We start from the raw sequence: 20,978 nt of genomic DNA on the forward strand, positions 1-20,978 counted from the left end.
GGGCGTCGAAGGATATCACTTAAAGAAACTAAGTACCCCCACCCCGATCACCATCAGCACCCAGAGCAGGGATCCCACCAAAATCACATTCTTGGCCCGGCTCCAGTCGCTGGCCGAGCTGAAGAGCACCGGCACCGCCACCACCAACAGCAAGCTGTAAAGCACCAACACCAACAAAGCAATTTGGAAAATGAGCATCATGGTCTGGATCCCTCACAAAAGTCTTGTCTTGGATAAAAGCTCCCGACAACACCGGGCTGCCCAACCTGATCCGGCTCGCTGCGCACCGGCGGCAGGGTAGATAGGATAACGCTGTAAACTACCCGGCTCCGACCGCCCCCCCTTCCAGCCCCCCAACCCCCCGTATACGGGGGCAGGGGGGCGGGGGGATTGAGGGGGGTACGGAGCGGGCTTTTGGTAGCCCTGCAGCTGGCAAGCCAACCACGAACCCCCCTCTTGTCCCCCCGCATGCGGGGGGATGTAGGGGGGCTGGTTTACAGCGACCCCCAAAAGTGCAATCACGTTGGCACCGTTCAAATCTGCATCCCCTTCCCAACCACAAGCCGGGTTCACACAGCGAAAATGCTTCCCTTCCCGTTGCCCAATCCACAGGCACTGGTGGCAGGTCTGCGAGCTGTAGGCCGGCAAAACCACCACAACCTTCACCCCTGCCCGCATCGCCTTGTAGTGCACAAACTGCCGCAACTGGTAGAACGCCCAACTGTTTGCCCGCCGCCGCTCCGTCTTGCTGCGCGGCTGCCGGTTGACCCGCTCCCGGATCCCGGTCAGGTCTTCCAAGGCAATAAAACGGTGAGTGGCCAGTGCCCTAGCAACAATCGACTTGGAGATGCAGTGGTTCACCCAAGTTTGAAAGCGTCTCTCCCGACCAGACAGCCGTTGCAGCAGTTGCTGACACCGACGTCGTGTACTGCGTGTGCCCTTGCTGGCCTTGCGTTGGAGAACCCCTCTCAAACGGGAGTAGTGGTCTCTGACCTGGTTCAACTGCTGTCCATTCCAGTTATCTCCCTCAGAGGTGTGGGCAATATCTCTCCTACCCAAGTCCACACCAATGGCCTTGACGGCGTGCTCCGGCTCCGGCACCTCAGACTCCACGCCAATCTGGATGGAGTAGGAGCCGCCTTGGCGCTTGACCAACGTGGCTGCTTTGGGATTTGAACCCGCTAGCAGGCCGCGCTGGTAGTGACCTATATCCAGTTCAAAGCGTTCCCGTCCCTCAACGGTGGTCAGCGACACCGTCCAGTCCTTCTCACGGAACGAGAAGATGCGGGCATCGTAGGTAACAAAGCCAGACTTGAACGCCTTGACTGGACGGTTTTTCTGCTGGGCAACCTTGCAGGCACCGGCTAACCTTCTGCACACCTGTTGTGCCAGGTTGCTGGATAGTCCGAAGCGGGTACGAATCTCGCGGTAGCAGAGAGATTGGAGCTTGACGGCGTTGACTATCTTCTCTGGTGTGTTCTCATTCACGCAGTTCAGTGCCTTTGCGAAGGCATCCAGGGTCGCATCCAGCTTGGCGGCTTGCGACACAGACACCTTGAGTTTGCAGGAGATAGTCAGGACTTGGGCCATGTCACGATTATACGTCGTCCGCATTCCTCCCGACCCTGACCGGCACGGCCCCCGGCCCCCCAGTCCCCCCGTATACGGGGGGATATAGGGGGGTACAGGGCGGGGCTCCTGCGGTTTCTAGCTGACTATACCAAAACTGGGATCCCTCTTTTGGCCATATCCGTCGGGGCAGCCATGGACGAATGAACTACCCAGATACGGACTGCATTCGGAAAGGGTTGAAGTCGGTTGCCACGTCAAAGTAGTCTTCCTGTTCTTGCTGCTTCAGCCAGCCGGTGATGACATAGGTCAGGGGCGTACAGACCGCCTCAACGGCACACTTGAACACGTAGTTGGAGACAATGAGGCTCATCAGACCGGGAAACACCCCCCAGAAGGCGATGAGAATAAACAGGCCCGTATCCACCGCCTGGCCCACCAGGGTGGAGCTGATGGTGCGTGTCCACAGCCAGCGTCCCCGCGTCCACACCTTCAGGCGGGCCAGCACATAGGCATTGGCAAAGCTGCCGCTCCAGTAGGCAATTAGGCTGGCCAGTACAATGCGCGGGGTAAGGCCGAGAATCTGTTTGTAGGCTTCCTGGTAGGGCCAGTCGGGGGCTGCCGGCAGGGATCCCACGATCATCAAGGTCGCCGACATCAGGGCCGCCGAGATAAATCCCAGCCAGATCACCCGCCGCGAGCGGGCATAGCCGTAGACCTCCGTGAGGATGTCGCCGAAAATGTAGCTGAGGGGAAAAAGGACGGTGCCGCCATCGAACGTAAACGGCCCCAAGAGCACGATCTTGGTGGAGGCGATGTTGGAGATCAGCAGCACAGCCACAAACAGGGCCGTCACCGCATCCAGGTGCCGATAGGCGCGCTCAAAAACCCTCTCAGACATCAGGATCCCCCTAACAGCTTGCGGATGTGCTTTAGCTCCTTGACGATCAAGGCCAAGCCCTGGCTGTGCCGTTCCACCTCGCTGGTGAGCTTACGGATCTGCTCTTCCAGGTTAGCGCTGTGGGATTCCTGACGCTCCAGGCGCTGGTTGAGATCAGAAAGCCGCGTCACCACTTCCCGCTGGATAAGGTTTTCCGTGCCTTGGATGAGCAGCGTCTCGATGGCGGTGAGCTTGTTCAAGAGCAACTGGGTGTTGGTTTCCGATCCCGGCTCTGCTGCCGCCGCAGGGGCTACTTGCAGGGCCTTTTGAATGCGAGCCAGAAGAGCCTCCGCCTCAAACGGCTTTTCAATAAAATCGAAATCGACAAAAGGCTCAGGGACGCGGGCTGTTACCTGCTCTTTCATCCCCGACATGATGATGACAGGGGTATTCTTCAGGCTCTCTTCCTGCCGGATGGCCTGCAATGTGTCATAGCCGTCCATCTTGGGCATGACAAAATCCAGCAAGATCAGGTCGGGGTGATGTTTTTTGGCAGCCTCCAGGCCCGCTAGGCCGTCTTTGGCCTCCAGCACCTGAAACTGGTCAGCCAAGATGCTGGCCACCATCTTGCGGATCATGATGCTATCGTCAATGACCAACACCGTCTTGGCTGTCATGCTCGGGCGCCCCCTTTTCCCAATCTACTCGACCTGCTCAGCCTCTTCCTCCAGCGCATGAAGCATCAGAGGCGTCCTTCCTGGGACACCAATAGAGTACTCTCCCTCTCAGGGAAGTGGAGTGTTTACAGCTCCAATTTCGCCGACTCTCCCAAGGCCCAGAACTTGCCGGTTTCGCATCGCTGCCTTGCTATAATCTAACGTAAACAAACATTAAGCATTCGCACCTTGCAGGGTTATGAGCTTACAGTTGAGCTCCGAGCTGTCGCTGCCGATCCCATCTCCAGTCGGAGAAGCTGCTTACCGCGCTTTTCAGTGGGGCAAAAATCTCTTTGGCTTTGCCCACAAGGCTCTCTCCACCCAGGCTTTGGAGCTGATGCTCTCTGTGCTCAGGGAGCTGCAAAGTTTTTCCTCTGGGAAGCCCCTACCGCCGCGGGAGCGGGTGAAGGTCAGCCCAGCTACTTTGCAAGAGTTGCGGGCTCGTTACGAACGGCTGCTACAGGTCGATTGGCAAGACGCCGAGGCAGGTTACTACCCTCACGCCCTTCTTTTCGATAACCCCTGGCTGGACTTTGCCCGCTACTACCCGCAGGTATGGCTGGATCTGCCGCAGATCACTCAGCGGGTACACAGCCGGCGCTACCAAGAGTTTTCTCCAGACATCTCCACCGAGGGCTATCCAAAATACTACCTGCAAAATTTTCATTACCAAACCAACGGTTACCTGAGCGACAGCTCGGCTGAGCTCTACGACCTGCAGGTGGAACTGCTGTTTGGTGGCGCGGCAGATGCGATGCGGCGACGGGTGATCCGCCTGCTCAAGGATGGTCTCGATCCTGCTCTATCCGACCCCCACATCCTCGACGTAGCTTGTGGCACCGGGCGCACGCTGCGCCTGCTGCGGGGATCCCTGCCCAAAGCGGCGTTGTACGGCCTGGATCTTTCCCCTGCCTATCTGCGCAAGGCCAACCGGCTGTTGCAGGAGTTGCCCGGGGAGCTGCCCCAGCTCATCCGCGCCAATGCCGAGGCCATGCCCTACGCCGACGCCACCTTTGATGCGGTTGTCAGCGTGTTTCTCTTCCACGAGCTGCCCGGCCCGGCCCGCCAAAATGTCATCAACGAGATGAGCCGGGTGGTGAAGCCGGGGGGCGCCATTGTCATCTGCGACTCGGTGCAACTGCTGGACTCGCCCGAGCTGGAGGAGACGATGGAAGCTTTTGTGCAAACCTTCCACGAACCCTACTACCGGGACTACATCCGCGACGACCTGGGGGTGCGCCTGCAGCAGGCAGGCTGTGAGGTGTTGCGCCGAGAAACCCACTACGTCAGCACTTATATCTTGGCCCGTAAGAGTTGAGCGCCCTTGCCAAAAGCTTAAGAGGGTAAGGAGATTCGCGGTCGCCTGGCCAAAGGCTGTATAGTAGTATCAGACACGAAACCTCGGATAAAAAGCTAGGTCATCAACGCCCTTAAGTGCAAGGCGTCAGAATCTTTTCTATACTTAGGCTCATGTCCCCTCCGTATGGATCCCTTCGTGCCGGCATCACTGCTCTCAAGCAGGAGCGCTACTTAGAGGCCATCAACCTCCTTGAGTCTTTCTGCTACTGCTGCTCGATTCACGAGAGCTCGCCCCGCCAGAAGGAGCGCAACGGTTCCAGGATAAACCCTGAGGAATGCGCTTTGGCGCGGGTAGCCCTGGTCATGGCCTATCAGGGCAGCGGCGACTTGGAGCGCTCGACCGCGCTCTGTCAGGAGCTGTTGGAGCAGGGGGAACCCTCCTCAACAACACCCCTCTGGGCGCAGGAATGGGCAGCTCAAGCTCTGCCCACCCTCAGGCAGGCTTCAGAGCAGTCTATGCCGCCTGAGGAGGTGATGGCGCGGCTGCCCGTCCCCCGGCAGTTGGAAGACTGTCAGACCCTGTGTAGCTCCCGGGATCCCGCCCCGCATTTACTCAAGTCTGCCAACTAATCCTGCCAGTAGGCTGAAGTTGGCAACTCTGGGTGAAGAGCCGACAGGAGAAGTTGTGTTTTCGCCAGGAGCGCGCCTCTAGGTGTTCGAGTCTCACATGTTAATCGTAGAGTATGCCTGCTGCTGAGCCCACCACCTACCACTTTATTGTTGCCAGTCTGTCTTTTTTGCGCTCTGAACCTCTGGAGGAAGTGCTGGAGGAGCGTCGCCGACACTACGAGGAGCACCATCGCTCCATCGATTTCTTTTGGGTGCCCCAGCCGGCTTTCATGGAAGCTCCAGAGCTGCGTCCCCTGCGCCACAAGTTAAAGGAGCCGCTGGGGGCAGTGGTCTCGACCAATGAGGATTTCATCCGTTGGCTGGCGGTGCGCCTCACTTTTGTGGAAAAGGGCAGCTTCGTGGCCCCCAGCGAGTCGATCCCGGATCCCTTGCGCTCCCTGTCCTTGGCAGAGGGTTGATGAGATCCTGCCGGCGCGACCGATGGGAGGTGTCGCCCCCTCCTCGAGACGGGCGCGCAAGTTTGATTGCGGGATGGGCCAAGATTAAGATCAGGGCACCTCTCTCCGTCCAGCAGCAGTGGCGGCACGAGCCGGCATGAAAAGCACCTGTCAGGGCCAAGGCGGGGGAGGGAGAAAGGTTACACGGGGCACTATGACTTTGGAGCGACGAGGGGATTGGCCGGAAGGGGAGGCGGAGGTCTGCCAGCGGACTCCTCATCTTCGGGATCTTCCTCCCACATTTCCTTCAACTGAGGTGCTAAAGTCGGAGGCCCCCCCACTTGAGCCGCCGGCAAGTCCTCCCTCCGGCTCGCTGGCGTGTTCGTCCGGGAATCCCTTGCCGGAGCCGCTCCCTGAGGATCCCAAAGACGACGGCCCAACCGAGAAGCTGAAGCAGGAGGATGCTGCTCTGGCCGGGCCAGGCCTGAGAAATTTCCTGGCCGTGCTGCGCCGACGCAATTTCCTGCTGCTGTGGATAGGGCAGGTGTTTTCCCAGTTGGCCGACAAGGTGTTGTTGGTGCTGCTGATTGGGTTGATCTCGAGGCAGTTTCAGCCGGAAGGGGCCTCCATCAGCGGCTGGGTGGCGGCGATCATGCTGGCTTTTACGCTGCCGGCGGTGTTGTTGGGCAGCCTGGCGGGGGTATTTGTGGATCGCTGGCCCAAGAAGGGGGTGCTGGTGCTCTCCAACGTGGTGCGCGGGATCCTGGTGCTGCTGTTGCCGCCGCTGCTCTGGCTGACGGCGGGGCGCAACCTTTGGCCAGGGATCCCTTTGGGCTTTGGCGGGCTGCTGTTGATTAGCTTTGCCGTGTCTGTTTTGACCCAGTTTTTTGCCCCTGCCGAACAGGCCACTCTGCCCCTGATCCTGCCCAGGCGGGAGCTGTTAGCGGCCAACTCCCTCTACACCACGACGATGATGGCTTCGCTGATCGCCGGCTTTGCCATCGGCGAGCCGCTGCTAACGCTGGCGGATCGTTGGGGGCGTGCGTGGTTGCCCGGCTGGGAGGTGGGGCCAGAGCTGTTGGTGGGGGGAGCCTACCTGTCGGCGGGAGCCCTGCTGCTGCTGTTGCAACCCCACGAGAAGCTGGAGCCCAGACCTTGGGAGGCTCCCCATCTCTGGGAAGATCTCAAGCTGGGCCTGGAATACATCGGGCAAATGCCCTTGATCCGCGCGGCCCTGCTGCAAATGGTGGTGCTCTACTCGCTGTTTGCGGCGCTGGCGGTCTTGGCGGTGCGCATGGCCGAGGTGACGGCGGAGCTGGAGGCAGATCAGTTTGGGGTGTTGCTGGCGGCTGCCGGCCTGGGCATGGCCATTGGGGCCTTTTGGGTGGGGCATACGGGCCGGCAGGTGAGCCGTCGCGCCTGGAGTGGGCTGGGATCCCTGTTGCTGTGTCTGTCCTTGGCGGCCTTGTCCTGGACGGAGGGGAAGCTGTTTCCCAGCTTGGCTTGGATTGCCCTGCTGGGCTGTGGAGGGGCGTTGGTGGCGGTGCCCATGCAAACCCTGCTCCAGGAGGAGACCCCCGAACATCTGCGCGGCAAGGTTTTTGGACTGCAGAACAATGCGGTCAACATTGCTCTCAGTTTGCCGCTGGTTTTGGCGGGGGTGGCGGAAACCTATTTCGGCCTTGCCTGGACGTTTCTCGGCCTGGCGGCCCTGACCGGGTCGGCGGGGCTGTACCTCTGGGGTCTGCTGGGCAGAGAGGGGCACAGATAAGTTTTTCTGCTGGATAGCTGCGACGTAGGGCTGGGTATCTGTCAATGCCTTGTCGGTCTGGGTTTCTCCCCTGAGAGGGGAGGAGCGGGCCGAGGTGGGATGCGAGTCTGCTACCCTTATAGAGGCTTTGGAATCGCACATCCCCTTGTAGATCAGCGTTCTGGCGCCGTAGGGATCCGCCCATGCACATCGCCTGGATAGGCAAGAAGGCACCTTTCTGTGGCAACGTCACCTATGGCCGTGAGGTGACCAACGGCCTCTTGGAGCGGGGACATCAGGTGAGCTTTTTCCATTTCACCAACGAAAGCCCCTCCCCCAGCCTGGAGGCGCCTGCTGTAGAGGGATCCCGTCCGGGGAGCCGTTGGCGTGCTGAGCTGGCGGGGCGGGATGTCTCCCTGCCCTGTCTGTACAAGTCGCAGATTTATACGATCCCAGCTCCCAACGCCAGGCGGCTGCTCACCCAGGCGCTGCGGGAGTTGCAGCCGGATCTGGTGCATGCCTCGCTGACGATTTCTCCCATCGACTTTGTCTTGCCGGAGATCTGTGCGGAGCTCAACCAGCCGCTGGTGGCCACCTTCCACCCGGCCTTCGACCGGCGGCGGCGCAACATTGCCTCCCGCACCCAATACCTGGCCTACCAGCTCTATGCTCCTTGTTTGGCCCACTACGACCGCACCATCGTCTTCTCGGAAACACAGCGGCAGATCTTGGTCAGGCTAGGGGTGAGCCGCGAGCAGGTGGTGGTCATTCCCAACGGCGTCGACGTGGATAAGTATTCGCCGGGGCCCTCCACCCTTAAGCAACGGTTGGGGCTGGAGCGGATCTTCGTTTACCAAGGGCGGATCTCGCCGGAAAAAAATGTGGAGGCCTTGCTCAAAGCCTGGAAGCAAGCTCAAATGGGCGAGAAGTGCGGCCTGCTCATTGTGGGGGATGGGCCGCTGCTCAATACCCTCAAGCCCTTCTACACCCGCCAGCACGGGATCCACTGGCTGGGCTACGTTGCCGACGAGCAGCAGCGCATCGAGATCCTGCGCGGATCCGACGTGTTTATCCTGCCCTCTTTAATCGAGGGGCTCTCTTTGTCGTTGCTGGAGGCGATGGCCTGTGGGGTGGCGGCGGTGGCCACCGACGTCGGGGCCGACGGCGAGGTTTTGGCCGATGGAGCCGGGATCCTGTTGGATCCGGCTCGGGTGACGGTGGAGCTGCAAACGCTGCTGCCCCTGCTGCGGGATCAACGGGAATTTACGCAACTGCTGGGGATGAAAGCCCGCCAGCGGGTGCTGGAGCGCTACACCCTCAGCCACAACCTCAGCCGGTTGGAGCAGCTCTACCAGGAGCTGTGCCGGGGATCCCGTCAGCGCCGCCGCGCGTAAGGAAGACTATTGGGATTGGGCTGAAACTTTTGCGACAAAGCTTTTGATATTTTTGCTAAACTGCATCGTTATGTTTCCAAGGGATTGCCTCTAAGTTCCCGATGGATGAGTACGGCCCGCAAAAAGCCTTTCCGGCGCAGCCCCCTGCCGGGCTGTCGGGTTCGTCCTGGACGGAGTCTTTGCTTGCCCAAGGCGCGGACAGAAACTCCTTTCCCGCCAACGTTCCGGCTGCGTCGCTGCCGCCCACCGACGAGCAGGGCGATCTGCGCTCGGCCCAAGCTGGCCCAGATGGGGATCCCGCCGGTGCGCCCAAGGCGGCCTCGGAGGAGAGAAAGCTGACGGAAGTGAAACCGGCCATCTTGCCCGCCCCGCCGAAGCCGGAGCCGGTGGCAGAGCTGGGGACAGACCAGCAGCCGATGCTGTATTTGCTGGGGGGATTGGCCTTTGCCCTGCGCTCCTTCAACAACCTGAACCAGATCCTAGAGCTCACGGCTTTTGTGGCCAGCCAACTCACCGCTGCCGACGGCGGCGCGCTGGTGTTGTTCAACCCCAACGGCACCATCCAGCTAGATCAACTGCATTGTTCGGACCTCGACCGCCGCGAGCAGATTCGCGCCGAGATGGAGCAGATCGCCCAAGCTCTGTCTGCGCAGGAGCCCATTTTAAAAACCGAGGGATCCCTGTCTGTGAAGATCCCAGCCCTGGAACATCTCTTGGACGAGCGCCTGCGCCAGAGTCTGGGGCCAGATGTCCGCCTGTTCGGGACGCCGCTGTTGATTCGCAGCTCCGTCCAGGGGCGCCTGTACGTCTTCAGCCGTCAGCCCGGCTACCAGTGGAATGAACGTCGCCAACAACTGCTGCGGTTGGTGGCTGACCAAGCGGGCGTGGCCATCGAGAACGAGCGCTTGACGGCGGCCTTGCGCCGCAAAATGGCCCTGGAAAAAGAAATGGAGATCGGCTCCTACATCCAGACCCAACTGTTGCCCCGCCAGTACCCCCAGGTTCCGGGCATTCGGCTGGCAGCCCGCTGCCGTGTGGCCAGCAAGGTGGGGGGCGATTACTACGATTTCATTAAGATCCCCAGCGAGCGACCGGAAAACTCTAGGGCCGCCGCCGATGAGCCGGTTGGATCCCTGGCCCCTTCCCCTGAGCCATCCGAAGACTTTCGCCTGGCCATCGTAATTGGGGACGTGATGGGCAAAGGTGTCCCTGCCGGCATGTTGATGAGCATGACCCGCGCCATGGTACGGGCAGAAGCCCTCAACCGCCACTCGCCGGCCCGCGTTCTCCAACATCTCAACCGGGCCATGTACAGCGATCTGGAGAACTCCAATCGCTTTATCAGCCTGTTCTACTCAGAGTACGATCCCCGCTCCCGTCGCCTCTGTTTCAGCAACGCCGCCCACAACCCCACCCTCTGGTGGCGGGCCCGCAGCCGCGACATCCAGCCCCTCGACACAGAGGGAGCGCTGATCGGCTTGGAGGAACACAGCCAATACTCGGAAAGCTGCGTGCACCTGCAGCCGGGAGATGTTGTAGTTTATTATACCGATGGCTATGTCGAGGCCGCCAATACCCGCGGGGAGCGGCTGGAGACTTCAGGTCTGATGGAGGCCATCCAGCGGGCTGCCAGTCGCTACGAGTCGCCCGAGGAGATCCTGGAGAACCTTTTTGAGCAGATGGACGCCTTCCGGGGCCGCCAGGGATCCCACCCTGTTGTCCCAGGGCCGCCAGTGGATGCAGGGCTCTTGTTTCAGGATGAGATTTCCCTGCGGCCTGAGCCGGTGGACGATACGACGCTGGTGGTGTTGAAAGTACTGCCCGATTCTGAGCCAACCTAGCTACGAAGGTTCAAACTAAGGGTACCCTCTAGCTAGGGAAGCCACTTAGGTGGCGGCCCGCTTTCCCAGTTGACCTTTGCCTGAGGTACATGCATGCACTCCACTGCTTCTGGCTCTGAGCCCTCCTTAGTTTACTTGCCGGCCTCGCCGGCCTTGCAGACGGAAGCGATCGTCGCCCAGGTGTTCCGGCAGGACGTGCTGGGCGATATCCGCAAGGGCTGGAACAACTTCGTGGAATCGGGCCAAATTTGGGCCCTTTTGATAGGGATCGTGGCAGGCTACATGCTCAAGAGCATCACCAGCTCTCACTAAAGGCGGTGGCGCCCGGATTCCCTGGCCCCAAGGTGGCGGCGTTTTGGCTGTCGTTGCCTTGCTTGCTCTTTTCCGCCTCAACTGCAGCCAAGTCTTTCTGTGGTGGTCATCTCTCTCCCCGTTCCAAGCCCATGGCTAAGCCGACGGCACCTTCCACCCCGCGCCCCTGGAGCGGACGCTTTGCGGGATCCCTCCACCCTAGGATTGCCCGCTTCAACGCCAGCATTGGCTTCGACATTCGCCTTTTGCCCTACGATGTGGCCGGATCCCTGGCCCATGTGCAGATGCTGGGGGCCTGCGGCATCTTGAGCCGCGAAGAGGCAGAGCAAATTCGGCAGGGGCTGGAGCAGATCGAGAAGGAAGTTGCCGAGGGCATCTTCCAGCCTGACCCTGAGGCAGAAGATGTCCACTACGCCGTCGAGCGCCGTCTGGTGGCCTTGGTGGGGGAAGTGGGCAAAAAACTGCACACGGGGCGCTCCCGCAACGACCAAGTGGCCACCGACCTGCGCCTCTACCTGCGGGATGAAATCGACACCATCCGGCAGGCTCTCTGGGAGCTGCGGGGGGTTTTGTTGGACTTGGCCAGCCAGCATGTGGAGACAATCCTGCCCGGCTACACCCACCTGCAGCGGGCCCAGCCCATCAGCTTGGCCCACCACCTTTTGGCCTATGAAGAAATGCTCTGGCGGGACTGGCAACGGTTGGGACGGGTGCGGGAAGAGGTCAACGTCTGTCCCCTGGGCTCCGGGGCCTTGGCCGGCACTTCCTTGCCCATCGACCGGCAACTGGTTGCTCATCTGCTGGGCTTTGAGCGCATCAGTGCCAACAGCCTAGACGCCGTCAGCGACCGGGACTACCTGGTGGAGTTCCACGCTGCCGCCAGCCTGATCTTGGTGCATCTCAGCCGTCTCTCGGAAGAGCTCATCCTCTGGGCCACCCAGGAGTTTGGCTTTGTCGCCCTCACCGATGCCTGTGCCACGGGCTCCAGCCTCATGCCCCAGAAGAAGAATCCCGATGTGCTGGAATTGGTGCGGGGCAAGACAGGGCGGGTGTTCGGCCATCTCCAAGCTCTGCTGGTCACCTTGAAGGGGCTGCCCCTGGCCTACAACAAAGATTTGCAAGAGGACAAAGAGGGGCTCTTCGATACCGTCGATACTGTGAAGGCTTGCTTGGAGGCGATGACCATCCTGCTGCGGGAAGGGATCCAATTCCAAACCCAACGCATGGAGGCCGCGGTGCAGGAAGACTTCTCCAACGCCACCGACGTGGCCGACTATCTGGTGCGAAAAGGGATCCCCTTTCGCGCCGCCCACGATCTGGTGGGTCAGATCGTGCGTACCTGTGTGGCAGAGGGAATTCTGCTCAAAGATCTGCCCCTGGAGCGGTGGAAAAGCTTTCATCGAGCCTTTGAGGAGGATATCTTTGCGGCCATCGATCCCCGCCAGGTGGTGGCCGCGCGGCTCAGCGCTGGAGGCACTGGCTTTGCGGTGGTGCGGGAAGCCTTGCAACGGGCCCAGGCCCGCTACCAACAGACAGAGCCGGCAGAAGAACCCCCGCTGCCCCCCTCCTCACCTGGCTCTGGGCTGCCCTTGGAGAGCTGAGCAGCGGCCCTGCCTCCATTCCCGCTTGCCCCCTCTGTCCGCGACCCCAGAGCGACCTCCCAGCCATTGGCCTTGAGAAAGCGGAGGAAGGATGCGATCCCAAGCCATCTCCCCACCCCCCTCTGCCCTGGGAGAAGTGGTGGAGGCCAACACCACCACCCTTGTGGCCCAGTGCCTAGAGCCAGAACGCCTGAGCTTCCCGCCCCTGCCCGCCCTCGGCAGTTGGATCCGCTCGCAAGACGAGGAGACCGGCAACTGGATCTATGGAGTGGTCTGCTATGCCGCCATCACTCCCATCGACACCGTTCACCGTCCCAGGGCCTTGGGCCTCTCCCCCCGGGAACTGCGGGAGCAGCAACCCCAGATTTTCGCCATGTTGCGCAGCGATTTCCGCGCTGCCATTGTCGGCTTCGTTGGCGGGGGGCGGGTTTATCAGTATCTGCCGCCGCGCCCGCCCCAGATCCACCAGCCAGTTTACCCCTGCTCTGAAAGCGAGGTAAGGGAGTTTTGCCGCTCTTTTGAGTTTTTGCGCACCCTGCTGCGTGTCAACGGGATCCCCAGCGACGAGTTGGTGGCCGCTGTCATCCGTCAGACTTACCGGATCTTGAACCGGGATCGCCACTGGTTGGTGCAAGCAGGGCGGCAGTTGAGCTCGCTGTTGCGGGACGACTACGAATACCTCAGCGCAATTTTACGAAAGATTGAAGCCTAAGCGAAGAAGTATTGAGAATAGTCCTGAATCCCGCCGAAATTTCATCTGAGAGTGATAGCCTGAGGCGAAATCCTTGTGAATCATCCCTTTTGTACCCCATTGCTTGCGTCAAAATGTTTAACAAATTTAATCCCTCTGACAAACCCTCCAAAGGCAACTGGGCAGGTCGCACTTTTTCTGCTGCTGTGGGCGCTTCCCTGGCAGCGGCTGTTTGCATGGCTCATGGCCAGCCGCCCTTTATATCGCTGCTAGTGGCCAGTTGTGCAACGGTGTTTACCCTCGTTTGTGATGAGATGGGCTGGATATAGGCTCGGGGTCAGCTTTGGGCTCTCAGCCCCTCTGAGGCAACCATCGAACGACATGCAAGATACCCACGGATCAAACGCCGCTAAGAGTCTCTCCGCCCCTGCGCAATTTGTTTCGGCGAGCCATAGCCCTCGGCAAGCTATTGGAGGGCAGTAGAAGAGGGCGGATACGGATTCCTGTCTCTCCAGGCTTTTGGCTGGATCTAGAGGCCCTGGTAACTGTCCCCGGCCCGGCAGCCTCTGGGCCCACTTGGGCGAGGTGGGCAGGGAGCGAGCAGCGCTGTTTGGTTTTGATGTTTTTTGCCGGATCCCTGCCCAGGGCTGGCTTCGGCGAAGCAAAAGGTAGAGCAATCGGGGGTTAAGATCGGGGGGAGCGCCCTCTGCTGGTTTCTGATACATTTACGCTGAACACTGCTGAACATCACTGTTCAACTATGCAGCGATAGCATTCTGCTTGTTTCCATTCGCGTTAGCGGGACGGAGTCCAAACAGAATGGCGGTATCCCGCAAAGCTTTGAGTAGAATACCCAAAGCGCAGTTTCCGTGTCGTCTTACTACCAATTTTCTGCTTTGCTTTGGCTACCATGTTGGCAGACTCGAAAGTAAACAGAAAGATCAACTGGTAGTAATCCGTACTGAACATATTATACATTATTTTCAGTATAGTTGAGCTTATTATTGACTAGAGTCATGCTCTTTGCCTATAGTTGGCCCCGGAAACATCCCCATCTACAGAGGCTGTGCTGCCGTAACTTGAGAACCAGGCAGGCGGGAGCCTCCGATCCCAGTCAGGGCCTTTCCAAAACCCGATTTGACGGCCGATCTGTCTGGAGCGGGGCCAGAGTTGCTCGCTTCCCCCAGGCGCCGATGCCCTTGAGCCTATGACCTCCCTTCCTCTGGTTTCTGTGATCTTGGGCACGCGGCCCGAAGCCATTAAGCTGGCTCCGGTAATCCAGGCCCTGCGGGCCAGTCCCCACCTGCGCACCGAGGTGATCCTGACAGGGCAACACCGGGAGATGGTGGATCAGGTGATGCGGCTCTTCGGCCTACGGGCGGATCGGGATCTGGAGATCATGCGTCCCCGCCAAAGCCTGACCGACATCACCGAAGCCACCCTGCGGGGTCTAGAACCCTACTTGCAGGCGCAGCGGCCCCAACTGGTTTTGGTGCAGGGCGATACCACCACCGCCTTTGCCGCTGCCCTGGCTGCTTTTTACCAACGCATTCCAGTAGGCCATGTGGAAGCCGGCCTGCGCACCGACGATCTCTACCACCCTTTTCCCGAAGAGGCCAATCGCCGTCTCATTTCTCAGTTGGCCAGCCTGCACTTTGCTCCCACGCCGCAAGCGGTGGATAACCTGAAGCAAAGCCGCGTGATCGGCTCTATCTATTGCACGGGCAACACCGTCATCGATGCCCTGCTACAGGTAGCTGCGCTTGGGATCCCCTGCCCCATCCCTGGCTTGGACTGGGGGCGCTATCGGGTTTTGTTGGTTACTGTGCACCGGCGGGAAAACTGGGGGGATCCCTTAATAGCCATCGGCCAGGCTCTGCTGCAGATTTTGGCGGAGTTCCCCGACACGGCCCTCCTCTTGCCTCTCCACCCCAACCCCGCGGTGCGAGAGCCCCTGCAGGCCCTGTTGGGATCCCGGGAGCGAGTTTTTCTTACCGAGCCCTTGGACTATCCCTGCTGGGTCAGCGCCATGCAGCGCTGCACTCTCATCCTCAGCGATTCCGGCGGCATTCAAGAAGAGGCGCCAGCTTTGGGCAAACCGGTGCTGGTGCTGCGGCAGACCACCGAGCGCCCTGAGGCGATTGCTGCCGGCACCGCCCGCCTGGTGGGCGCCCATCCCGAAAAGATCCTGGAGGCGGCCCGAGAATTGCTCACGGATCCCCAGGCCTACGCCCGCATGGCCCAGGCTCAAAACCCCTTCGGCGACGGCACCGCTGCCAGGCAAATTTGCCACATCATCGAGAGGCAGTTTAACTCGCCCAGCTCACCAGAATAAGGCCCGCAGAGACTCAGACTGGGGTGAGAAAACCGTTGCCTGCTCCTCCCTTTCTTCGGCTGCCCCGAAAAAAACTAGGATCGACTGCTGGTACACCGGCAAAGCCGTCATCCGCACCGCCAAGATCCTGCCCGGCTACCCGGCCGTGCTCTGCCGGAGCGCCACCTGCGTATGTGTTTATAGCCTTGGGACAGGAGCCATTCATCATGGTCATGGCTCCCCCCAAAACCCTCCCCGACCTAGACAAAGTGCAAGCCCTGCGCTTCCCCCCTGGGCACGGGCTGCTGCTGCACCGCGGCACCTGGCACGCTTTCCCCCTCGCCTGCGAGCGCCCCGTTGTGGTGCTGACTGCCAACTCCGACGAAGTGGTAGAGGCCCTGGCCAGCAGGACGACGGCGCAGGATCAGGGGGATCCCTGTGCCAGCGGCTGAACGCCGAGATCCATTTGCAGCCGCTCTAAGCCCATGGCGCGGATCCCCGACGGCACCCCCCCACCGGCTCTTTCGGCGCAGAAGCCTTCGGCTTTAGCCGTGGGGTAGTTTGCAGAATACCCAAACCTCAGCATTAAAAATCGGCAAAAATTGGCGGTTGGTCTGCCAGGCTCGAATTGGGAGGGGTGAGTATTCTCGAATACTCCGAAAAGAAAACGCAAAGTTAGCTTTTAGGCAAGCGCAAGCTCAGCTCCGACCGAAGCGCGCTGGGGGCAACAGTTCGTCCTAATTTGGGCTCTATCTACTAGGTGTTCGGGAATACGTACCCTTCGATAGGAACCTCGCTTGTACAAAAGAGGAAGCTTAACTGCGAGAGAAGATTCATAGGCAAAGTACGAAACATGAAAGCGCCCAGATTATCCGGATGAGGCTCTTTTTGGGGGCCGCATCCGCCTAGCTAGAAGATCCGCAAACGTCTTCACCGTTGGCATCTGAAGAGAGTTGCCTTATATTAAATCAGCTAGCATGTTCGATATTTGCCAGAATTAAGCTATCTTGAGGGCTGACATGCCATCTAACCATTGGTCAGACTTCCATCCTCCCAGTCCTGGGCAAGGCTTGGAGCAAACTCAGTCAACGCCTTCCCATTGGAGTGAGCGCTACACGGGGGAGGACTCTCAGGTCGAGTATGAAAGAAACGGAGCCCAGACCAAGGCAGCGGCTCATCCAGAGGAGAACATGCTGAGCAATGCCGCGAAAATTAAGGTGGTGGGCGTGGGGGGTGGAGGTGGCAACGCGGTCAGTCGGATGGCGGCCAGCAACCTCAAGGGTGTTGAGTTTTGGAGTATCAACACGGATGCTCAGGCCCTTGCGCAGTGCTCGACATCAACGGTGAACCGCCTGCAAATCGGGCAAAAGTTAACCCGCGGGCTGGGGGCAGGCGGCAACCCGGCCATTGGTCAGAAAGCCGCCGAAGAGTCCAGCGAAGAAATTGCAGCGGCTCTCAAAGGGGCAGATTTGGTCTTTATTGCCGCCGGCATGGGAGGGGGCACGGGCACCGGTGGAGCCCCTATCGTCGCCCAGATTGCCAAGGCTAGCGGCGCCCTGACCGTGGGAGTGGTGACGCGGCCTTTTTCCTTTGAGGGCAAGCGGCGCACCAAGCAGGCCGAAGAAGGGATCCAAGCGCTGCAGGAGGCGGTCGATACCCTGATCGTGATCCCCAACGACAAGCTGCTCTCGGTGATCTCTGAGCAAACTCCTGTGCACGAGGCTTTTCGCGTCGCGGACGATGTCTTGCGTCAGGGGGTGCAGGGCATTTCGGATATCATCCTCATCCCCGGCATGATCAACGTGGATTTTGCCGACGTGCGCAGCGTGATGGCCGATGCCGGCACTGCCTTGATGGGCATTGGCATGGGATCCGGCAAGTCCCGCGCCCGCGAAGCTGCCATTACCGCCGTCTCCTCTCCCCTTTTGGAAACTTCCATCGAAGGGGCCAAGGGCGTGCTCTTCAACATCACCGGCGGGCTGGATCTGTCGTTGCACGAGGTCACGGTAGCCGCTGAGATTATCGCTGAGGCAGTGGATCCAGAAGCCAACATCATCTTCGGCACCGTCCAGGACGAGCGCATGCAAGGGGAGGTGCGCATCACCGTCATCGCCACCGGTTTTGACGGATCGCGGTCGGCTGCCGCTTCTGGATCCAAAGCCTCGGTCGCCAACAAGGGGGGGGTGGGGACGCGTAGGACCACTGCCTCTGGCTCTGAGCCACCGCCTCGACAGCCCCCTGAGCCTGAGCCCCCTGCATCCGGGGGCTTGGACATTCCCGAGTTTTTGCGCCGCCGCCGTCCTCCTTCGTAGGTTAGAGTGAGGGAATGCGGCTATCCTGGTGCCGGTTGCTGGGAGTGGGGAGTGCTTTGGGGTTAAGCCATGAACATTGTTATCTTGGCAGGGGGTCGTTCGGCAGAACGTCAGGTTTCTTTGGTAACGGGCAAAGCCTGTAAGCGGGCGCTGGAGGATCTGGGGCATCGGGCGAAGTTGATCGACCCCGAGGAGGATCTGCCGCTGCGCCTTTGGCAGGAACGGCAGGCAGGCTGCGACTTCGTCTGGATTGCCCTGCATGGCCCCGGCGGTGAGGATGGGGTGGTGCAGGGGATGCTGGAGTGGCTGGGCTTGCCCTATCAGGGATCCGGGCCGTTGGCCAGCGCTCTGGCCATGGACAAGCTGGTCTCCAAGCAGATCTTTCGGGCCGAAGGGATTCCCACTCCTGAGTGGCTGGTCTGGGATGAAGCGCAGCCGCTCTCCTGGGCCGAGTGTGTGGCGCGTTTGGGATCCCCGCTGGTGGTGAAGCCCAGCAACAGCGGCTCGACGGTGGGGATTAGCCTTGCGCGGGATGAGGTGTCGTTGGCTCAGGGGCTGGCGTTGGCCAGCTCGGTCTCCTCGCGGGTCTTCCTGGAGCGCTACATTCCCGGCAAGGAGATCACCCTCTCCATTCTCTCCGGCCAGGTTCTCCCGGCCATTGAGATCATCCCTGCCCAGGGAGATTTTTACGATTACGAAGCCAAGTACGCCCCCGGCGGCTCACGGCATTTGATCCCCTGTTCCCTCAGCGCGGCAGGGCTGGCCCGCTGCGAGGCGGCAGGGCTAAGGGCCTATCGGGTGTTGGGATGTGAAGGTCTGGCGCGGGTGGATCTGCGGGTGGATGCCGACGAGAACCCTTGGGTGCTGGAGGTGAACACCCTGCCCGGGATGACCCCCACTTCGCTTTGCCCAGAGGCGGCGGCAGCTCTGGGCTGGACGTTTACGGAGCTGGTGGAGCGGATGCTGCAGGATGCCCTGCAGAGGGCGGCATTGACTCGCTCGGCCCCGTCTGGATCCCGGCCTTCGCCACAGCCGGCCTGATCCCCAGCCAGACTGCTTTCTAGAGAAAGAAAAGAAGCAAAACCGCCACCGCCATCCCGACCATCAGCACTGCTCCTGCCGGCCACAGCCAGGCAATAGGGGATCCGCCTTTGCCAGCAGCTTTTTGGCCGGGACCCTTTTCTTTGGGCTCAGGCTGGGGGCCGGCGGAATCGGGAGCAACCAGCGTTAGATCCTGCAGCAGCCGGTTGCCTTGCTTTTCCAGCACGAGCGTGGTCTCCTCAGCGCTCAAGAGAGGATCCCGCAGCGGCTGGGTTTGCTGCCACTCGTATTCGGAATGTCCTGACGCTCGCCCATAGACCGTCACCTGCTCCAGACCGGATAGGCCCAACGCCTCCAGCGCGGCTCGCACCTGTTGGGTGAGATGGGGGTAGTCGAGCTGGGTTTGCGGGGAGCGGTTGAGGAGAACGTGCAGGTGAGCCTGGCGACGCTTGACGGCGATCTTGACAGGGACGGCCAAGCGAGCCTGCAACGCCTGGGCAATCTCAGCTTCCGTCATTGAGTTTTATTCCAGTGAAGGCAAGTTAATTCTAATACAGCCATGGGACAGGCGCTGGGAGTGGCGGCAGCGGCTTCGGGGTAGAATGTATCCGCATCGGCAAGGAAGGCCCCTGAGGAGGTCGTGTAGCTGGAAGTTCTATGCAAGAAAAAGCCATTGTCCGCAATTACTTCAACACCGTCGGTTTCGAGCGCTGGCGGCGCATCTACGGCAACGAGGAAGTCAATTTTGTCCAGAAAGATATTCGACTGGGCCATGCCCGCACAGTCGAGACGGTGTTGCAATGGCTGGGGGATCCCTCCGGTCTGCGCATTTGCGATGCCGGCTGCGGAGTGGGCAGCCTTAGCTTGCCTTTGGCCGCCCGAGGGGCGCAGGTGTTTGCCAGCGACATTTCCGAGCAAATGGTCAACGAAGCGCGTCGCCGCCAACAGATGGAGCTGGGATCCACAGACAACCCCCAGTTTCAGGTTTTGGATTTGGAGGAACTGACGGGGGAGTACGATGTCGTCGTCTGCCTGGATGTGATGATCCACTATCCCGAAGCCGACGCCCTGCGCATGCTCAACCACCTAACTTGCCTGGCCCGCTCTCGCCTGATCTTCAGTTTTGCTCCCAAAACCCCCTGGCTGACGCTGCTGAAGAAAGTAGGGGAGTTCTTCCCTGGCCCCAGCAAAACCACCCGCGCCTATCAACACCGCGAGGCGACGTTGGTGGGCCACCTGGCCGAGTGGGGCTGGAAAGTGCAACAACGCCGAACCATTCGAAGCCGCTTCTACTTTGCCTGGCTGCTTGACCTGGTTCGCTGAAGCCGTCGCTCCTAGCTTGCTCTGGGGCCGAGCTGCCTGGGCTCGACCAGGTCAGTCGAAGTTACCCAGTTTTTCCAGCAAATCCGGATCTGCCAGCTTTTGCAGGGCAAGTCGCGCATCATCCTGGACTCCCCAGTCAGGGTCGCCGCTGGCGCTGGCCAGCAACTGCTTGGTGAGCATTTGATAGAGAGCTGTATAGGGCGTCGCCGGCTTCAGATGTTGCCCTAGGATCCCTAGGCTCCAGGCGCAGTTGCCGCGGACTGCCGCCACCGGATCGTGGGCCAAGCCCCGACAGAGGGCTGCCGCCACCTCTTGCAAGGCCGGGCCGGGCAACACCTGAGCTTGGGCCAATTGTCCGAGGGCGCTGGCCGCCCACAGTCGCACGGCTGTGATATCTCCGGCCAATACTTCCAGCAACACCGGATAGGCCCGCGGATCCTTGGCATTGCCCAGGGCCCACACCAACCCTTTGCGCACATAGCCATTCCAATCCCGGCGCAAGCTGTCGATCAGCAGCTCCACCTCACAGGGATCCGAATTTCGACCTAGGGCATAGGTCGCCCCTACCCGCACCAATGGGCAGGGATCCCTGAGCAGAGCCAACAGGGACGGCACGGCACGGGGCTCTTCGATCTCACAGAAGGCGCGGGCCGCCTGCATCCGCAAACGGGGATCCGGATCCTGCAACTGCTGCAGCATCCGCTCCACATCTACCTCCGGCGGCGAGTGAGGTGGCAGCTCGTCTAGGGGAGAAAAGGCATCTTGGTACATGAAGGGGCGCGGGCAGATTGGTGCCGTTGGCGGGGAGGGCAGGAGCACGAAAATCTCTTCTCCCCAGGCAAGAGGCCAGAATGAAGGCGGAAAAAGC

At 60.5% G+C, this 20,978-nt stretch carries 20 protein-coding genes; 14 read left to right on the forward strand and 6 right to left on the reverse strand.

Features of this window, described 5'->3' with window-relative positions; translation table 11 throughout:
- Positions 1 to 15: 15 nt before the first annotated feature.
- From psbZ to NW846_RS04150, 4 genes are all read right to left on the reverse strand, one after another.
- Positions 16 to 201 (reverse strand): photosystem II reaction center protein PsbZ, encoded by a 186-nt coding sequence (gene psbZ, locus NW846_RS04135; RefSeq protein ID WP_011429012.1) that lies wholly within the window; start codon positions 199 to 201, stop codon positions 16 to 18.
- A 12-nt stretch (positions 202 to 213) separates the two neighbouring features.
- Positions 214 to 1,590, reverse strand: coding sequence for an RNA-guided endonuclease InsQ/TnpB family protein (locus NW846_RS04140; RefSeq protein ID WP_414515386.1), 1,377 nt, complete (start codon positions 1,588 to 1,590; stop codon positions 214 to 216).
- Between the two features lie 187 nt (positions 1,591 to 1,777).
- A complete protein-coding gene (locus tag NW846_RS04145) occupies positions 1,778 to 2,470 on the reverse strand; it encodes a queuosine precursor transporter (protein ID WP_011429014.1) in 693 nt (230 codons plus the stop codon).
- Positions 2,470 to 3,126 carry a response regulator gene (locus NW846_RS04150; protein WP_011429015.1) on the reverse strand — a complete coding sequence of 219 codons (657 nt, stop codon included), beginning with the start codon at positions 3,124 to 3,126 and terminating at the stop codon, positions 2,470 to 2,472. The genes NW846_RS04145 and NW846_RS04150 overlap by 1 nt, the downstream gene beginning before the upstream one ends.
- Positions 3,127 to 3,364: 238 nt before the next feature.
- Here NW846_RS04150 and NW846_RS04155 point away from each other — a divergent pair, with 238 nt between their 5' ends.
- From NW846_RS04155 to NW846_RS04215, 13 genes are all read left to right on the forward strand, one after another.
- The gene (locus NW846_RS04155; protein WP_011429016.1) at positions 3,365 to 4,483 is read left to right on the forward strand and encodes a class I SAM-dependent methyltransferase; all 1,119 of its coding nucleotides are present in this window, start codon (positions 3,365 to 3,367) and stop codon (positions 4,481 to 4,483) included.
- Between the two features lie 152 nt (positions 4,484 to 4,635).
- The gene (locus NW846_RS04160; RefSeq protein WP_049749696.1) at positions 4,636 to 5,094 is read left to right on the forward strand and encodes a hypothetical protein; all 459 of its coding nucleotides are present in this window, start codon (positions 4,636 to 4,638) and stop codon (positions 5,092 to 5,094) included.
- Between the two features lie 113 nt (positions 5,095 to 5,207).
- Complete coding sequence (locus NW846_RS04165; protein ID WP_011429018.1) at positions 5,208 to 5,552, forward strand: MgPME-cyclase complex family protein; 345 nt, start codon at positions 5,208 to 5,210, stop codon at positions 5,550 to 5,552.
- 376 nt (positions 5,553 to 5,928) lie between these two features.
- Positions 5,929 to 7,302 (forward strand): MFS transporter, encoded by a 1,374-nt coding sequence (locus NW846_RS04170; RefSeq protein WP_240527765.1) that lies wholly within the window; start codon positions 5,929 to 5,931, stop codon positions 7,300 to 7,302.
- Positions 7,303 to 7,484: 182 nt separating this feature from the next.
- On the forward strand, positions 7,485 to 8,675 hold the full coding sequence (locus NW846_RS04175; RefSeq protein WP_011429021.1) for a glycosyltransferase family 4 protein: 1,191 nt from the start codon (positions 7,485 to 7,487) through the stop codon (positions 8,673 to 8,675).
- 101 nt (positions 8,676 to 8,776) lie between these two features.
- Positions 8,777 to 10,516 (forward strand): PP2C family protein-serine/threonine phosphatase, encoded by a 1,740-nt coding sequence (locus NW846_RS04180; protein ID WP_228375389.1) that lies wholly within the window; start codon positions 8,777 to 8,779, stop codon positions 10,514 to 10,516.
- Positions 10,517 to 10,609: 93 nt separating this feature from the next.
- On the forward strand, positions 10,610 to 10,828 hold the full coding sequence (locus NW846_RS04185; protein ID WP_099812611.1) for a hypothetical protein: 219 nt from the start codon (positions 10,610 to 10,612) through the stop codon (positions 10,826 to 10,828).
- A 131-nt stretch (positions 10,829 to 10,959) separates the two neighbouring features.
- A complete protein-coding gene (gene argH, locus NW846_RS04190) occupies positions 10,960 to 12,429 on the forward strand; it encodes an argininosuccinate lyase (protein ID WP_011429025.1) in 1,470 nt (489 codons plus the stop codon).
- Positions 12,430 to 12,520: 91 nt separating this feature from the next.
- Entirely contained in the window at positions 12,521 to 13,141 is a 621-nt protein-coding gene (locus NW846_RS04195; RefSeq protein ID WP_011429026.1) for a hypothetical protein, read from the forward strand.
- A 1,186-nt stretch (positions 13,142 to 14,327) separates the two neighbouring features.
- A complete protein-coding gene (wecB, locus tag NW846_RS04200; RefSeq protein ID WP_011429028.1) occupies positions 14,328 to 15,455 on the forward strand; it encodes a non-hydrolyzing UDP-N-acetylglucosamine 2-epimerase in 1,128 nt (375 codons plus the stop codon).
- A 206-nt stretch (positions 15,456 to 15,661) separates the two neighbouring features.
- On the forward strand, positions 15,662 to 15,886 hold the full coding sequence (locus NW846_RS04205) for an ureidoglycolate lyase (protein ID WP_206336818.1): 225 nt from the start codon (positions 15,662 to 15,664) through the stop codon (positions 15,884 to 15,886).
- A 738-nt stretch (positions 15,887 to 16,624) separates the two neighbouring features.
- Positions 16,625 to 17,746, forward strand: a complete 1,122-nt coding sequence (gene ftsZ, locus NW846_RS04210) for a cell division protein FtsZ (protein WP_011429031.1) — start codon at positions 16,625 to 16,627, stop codon at positions 17,744 to 17,746.
- A 69-nt stretch (positions 17,747 to 17,815) separates the two neighbouring features.
- Complete coding sequence (locus tag NW846_RS04215) at positions 17,816 to 18,787, forward strand: D-alanine--D-alanine ligase (protein ID WP_011429032.1); 972 nt, start codon at positions 17,816 to 17,818, stop codon at positions 18,785 to 18,787.
- Between the two features lie 19 nt (positions 18,788 to 18,806).
- Here the strand turns inward: NW846_RS04215 and NW846_RS04220 are convergent, their stop codons facing one another.
- On the reverse strand, positions 18,807 to 19,304 hold the full coding sequence (locus NW846_RS04220; RefSeq protein ID WP_041438022.1) for a hypothetical protein: 498 nt from the start codon (positions 19,302 to 19,304) through the stop codon (positions 18,807 to 18,809).
- Positions 19,305 to 19,444: 140 nt separating this feature from the next.
- Here NW846_RS04220 and bchM point away from each other — a divergent pair, with 140 nt between their 5' ends.
- Entirely contained in the window at positions 19,445 to 20,110 is a 666-nt protein-coding gene (gene bchM, locus NW846_RS04225) for a magnesium protoporphyrin IX methyltransferase (RefSeq protein ID WP_011429034.1), read from the forward strand.
- Between the two features lie 51 nt (positions 20,111 to 20,161).
- Here the strand turns inward: bchM and NW846_RS04230 are convergent, their stop codons facing one another.
- Positions 20,162 to 20,929, reverse strand: a complete 768-nt coding sequence (locus tag NW846_RS04230; RefSeq protein WP_414347554.1) for a HEAT repeat domain-containing protein — start codon at positions 20,927 to 20,929, stop codon at positions 20,162 to 20,164.
- Positions 20,930 to 20,978: the final 49 nt, after the last annotated feature.

The sequence above is a fragment of the Synechococcus sp. W60.3 genome, assembly GCF_047502615.1.
Taxonomy (GTDB): Bacteria; Cyanobacteriota; Cyanobacteriia; order Thermostichales; family Thermostichaceae; genus Thermostichus.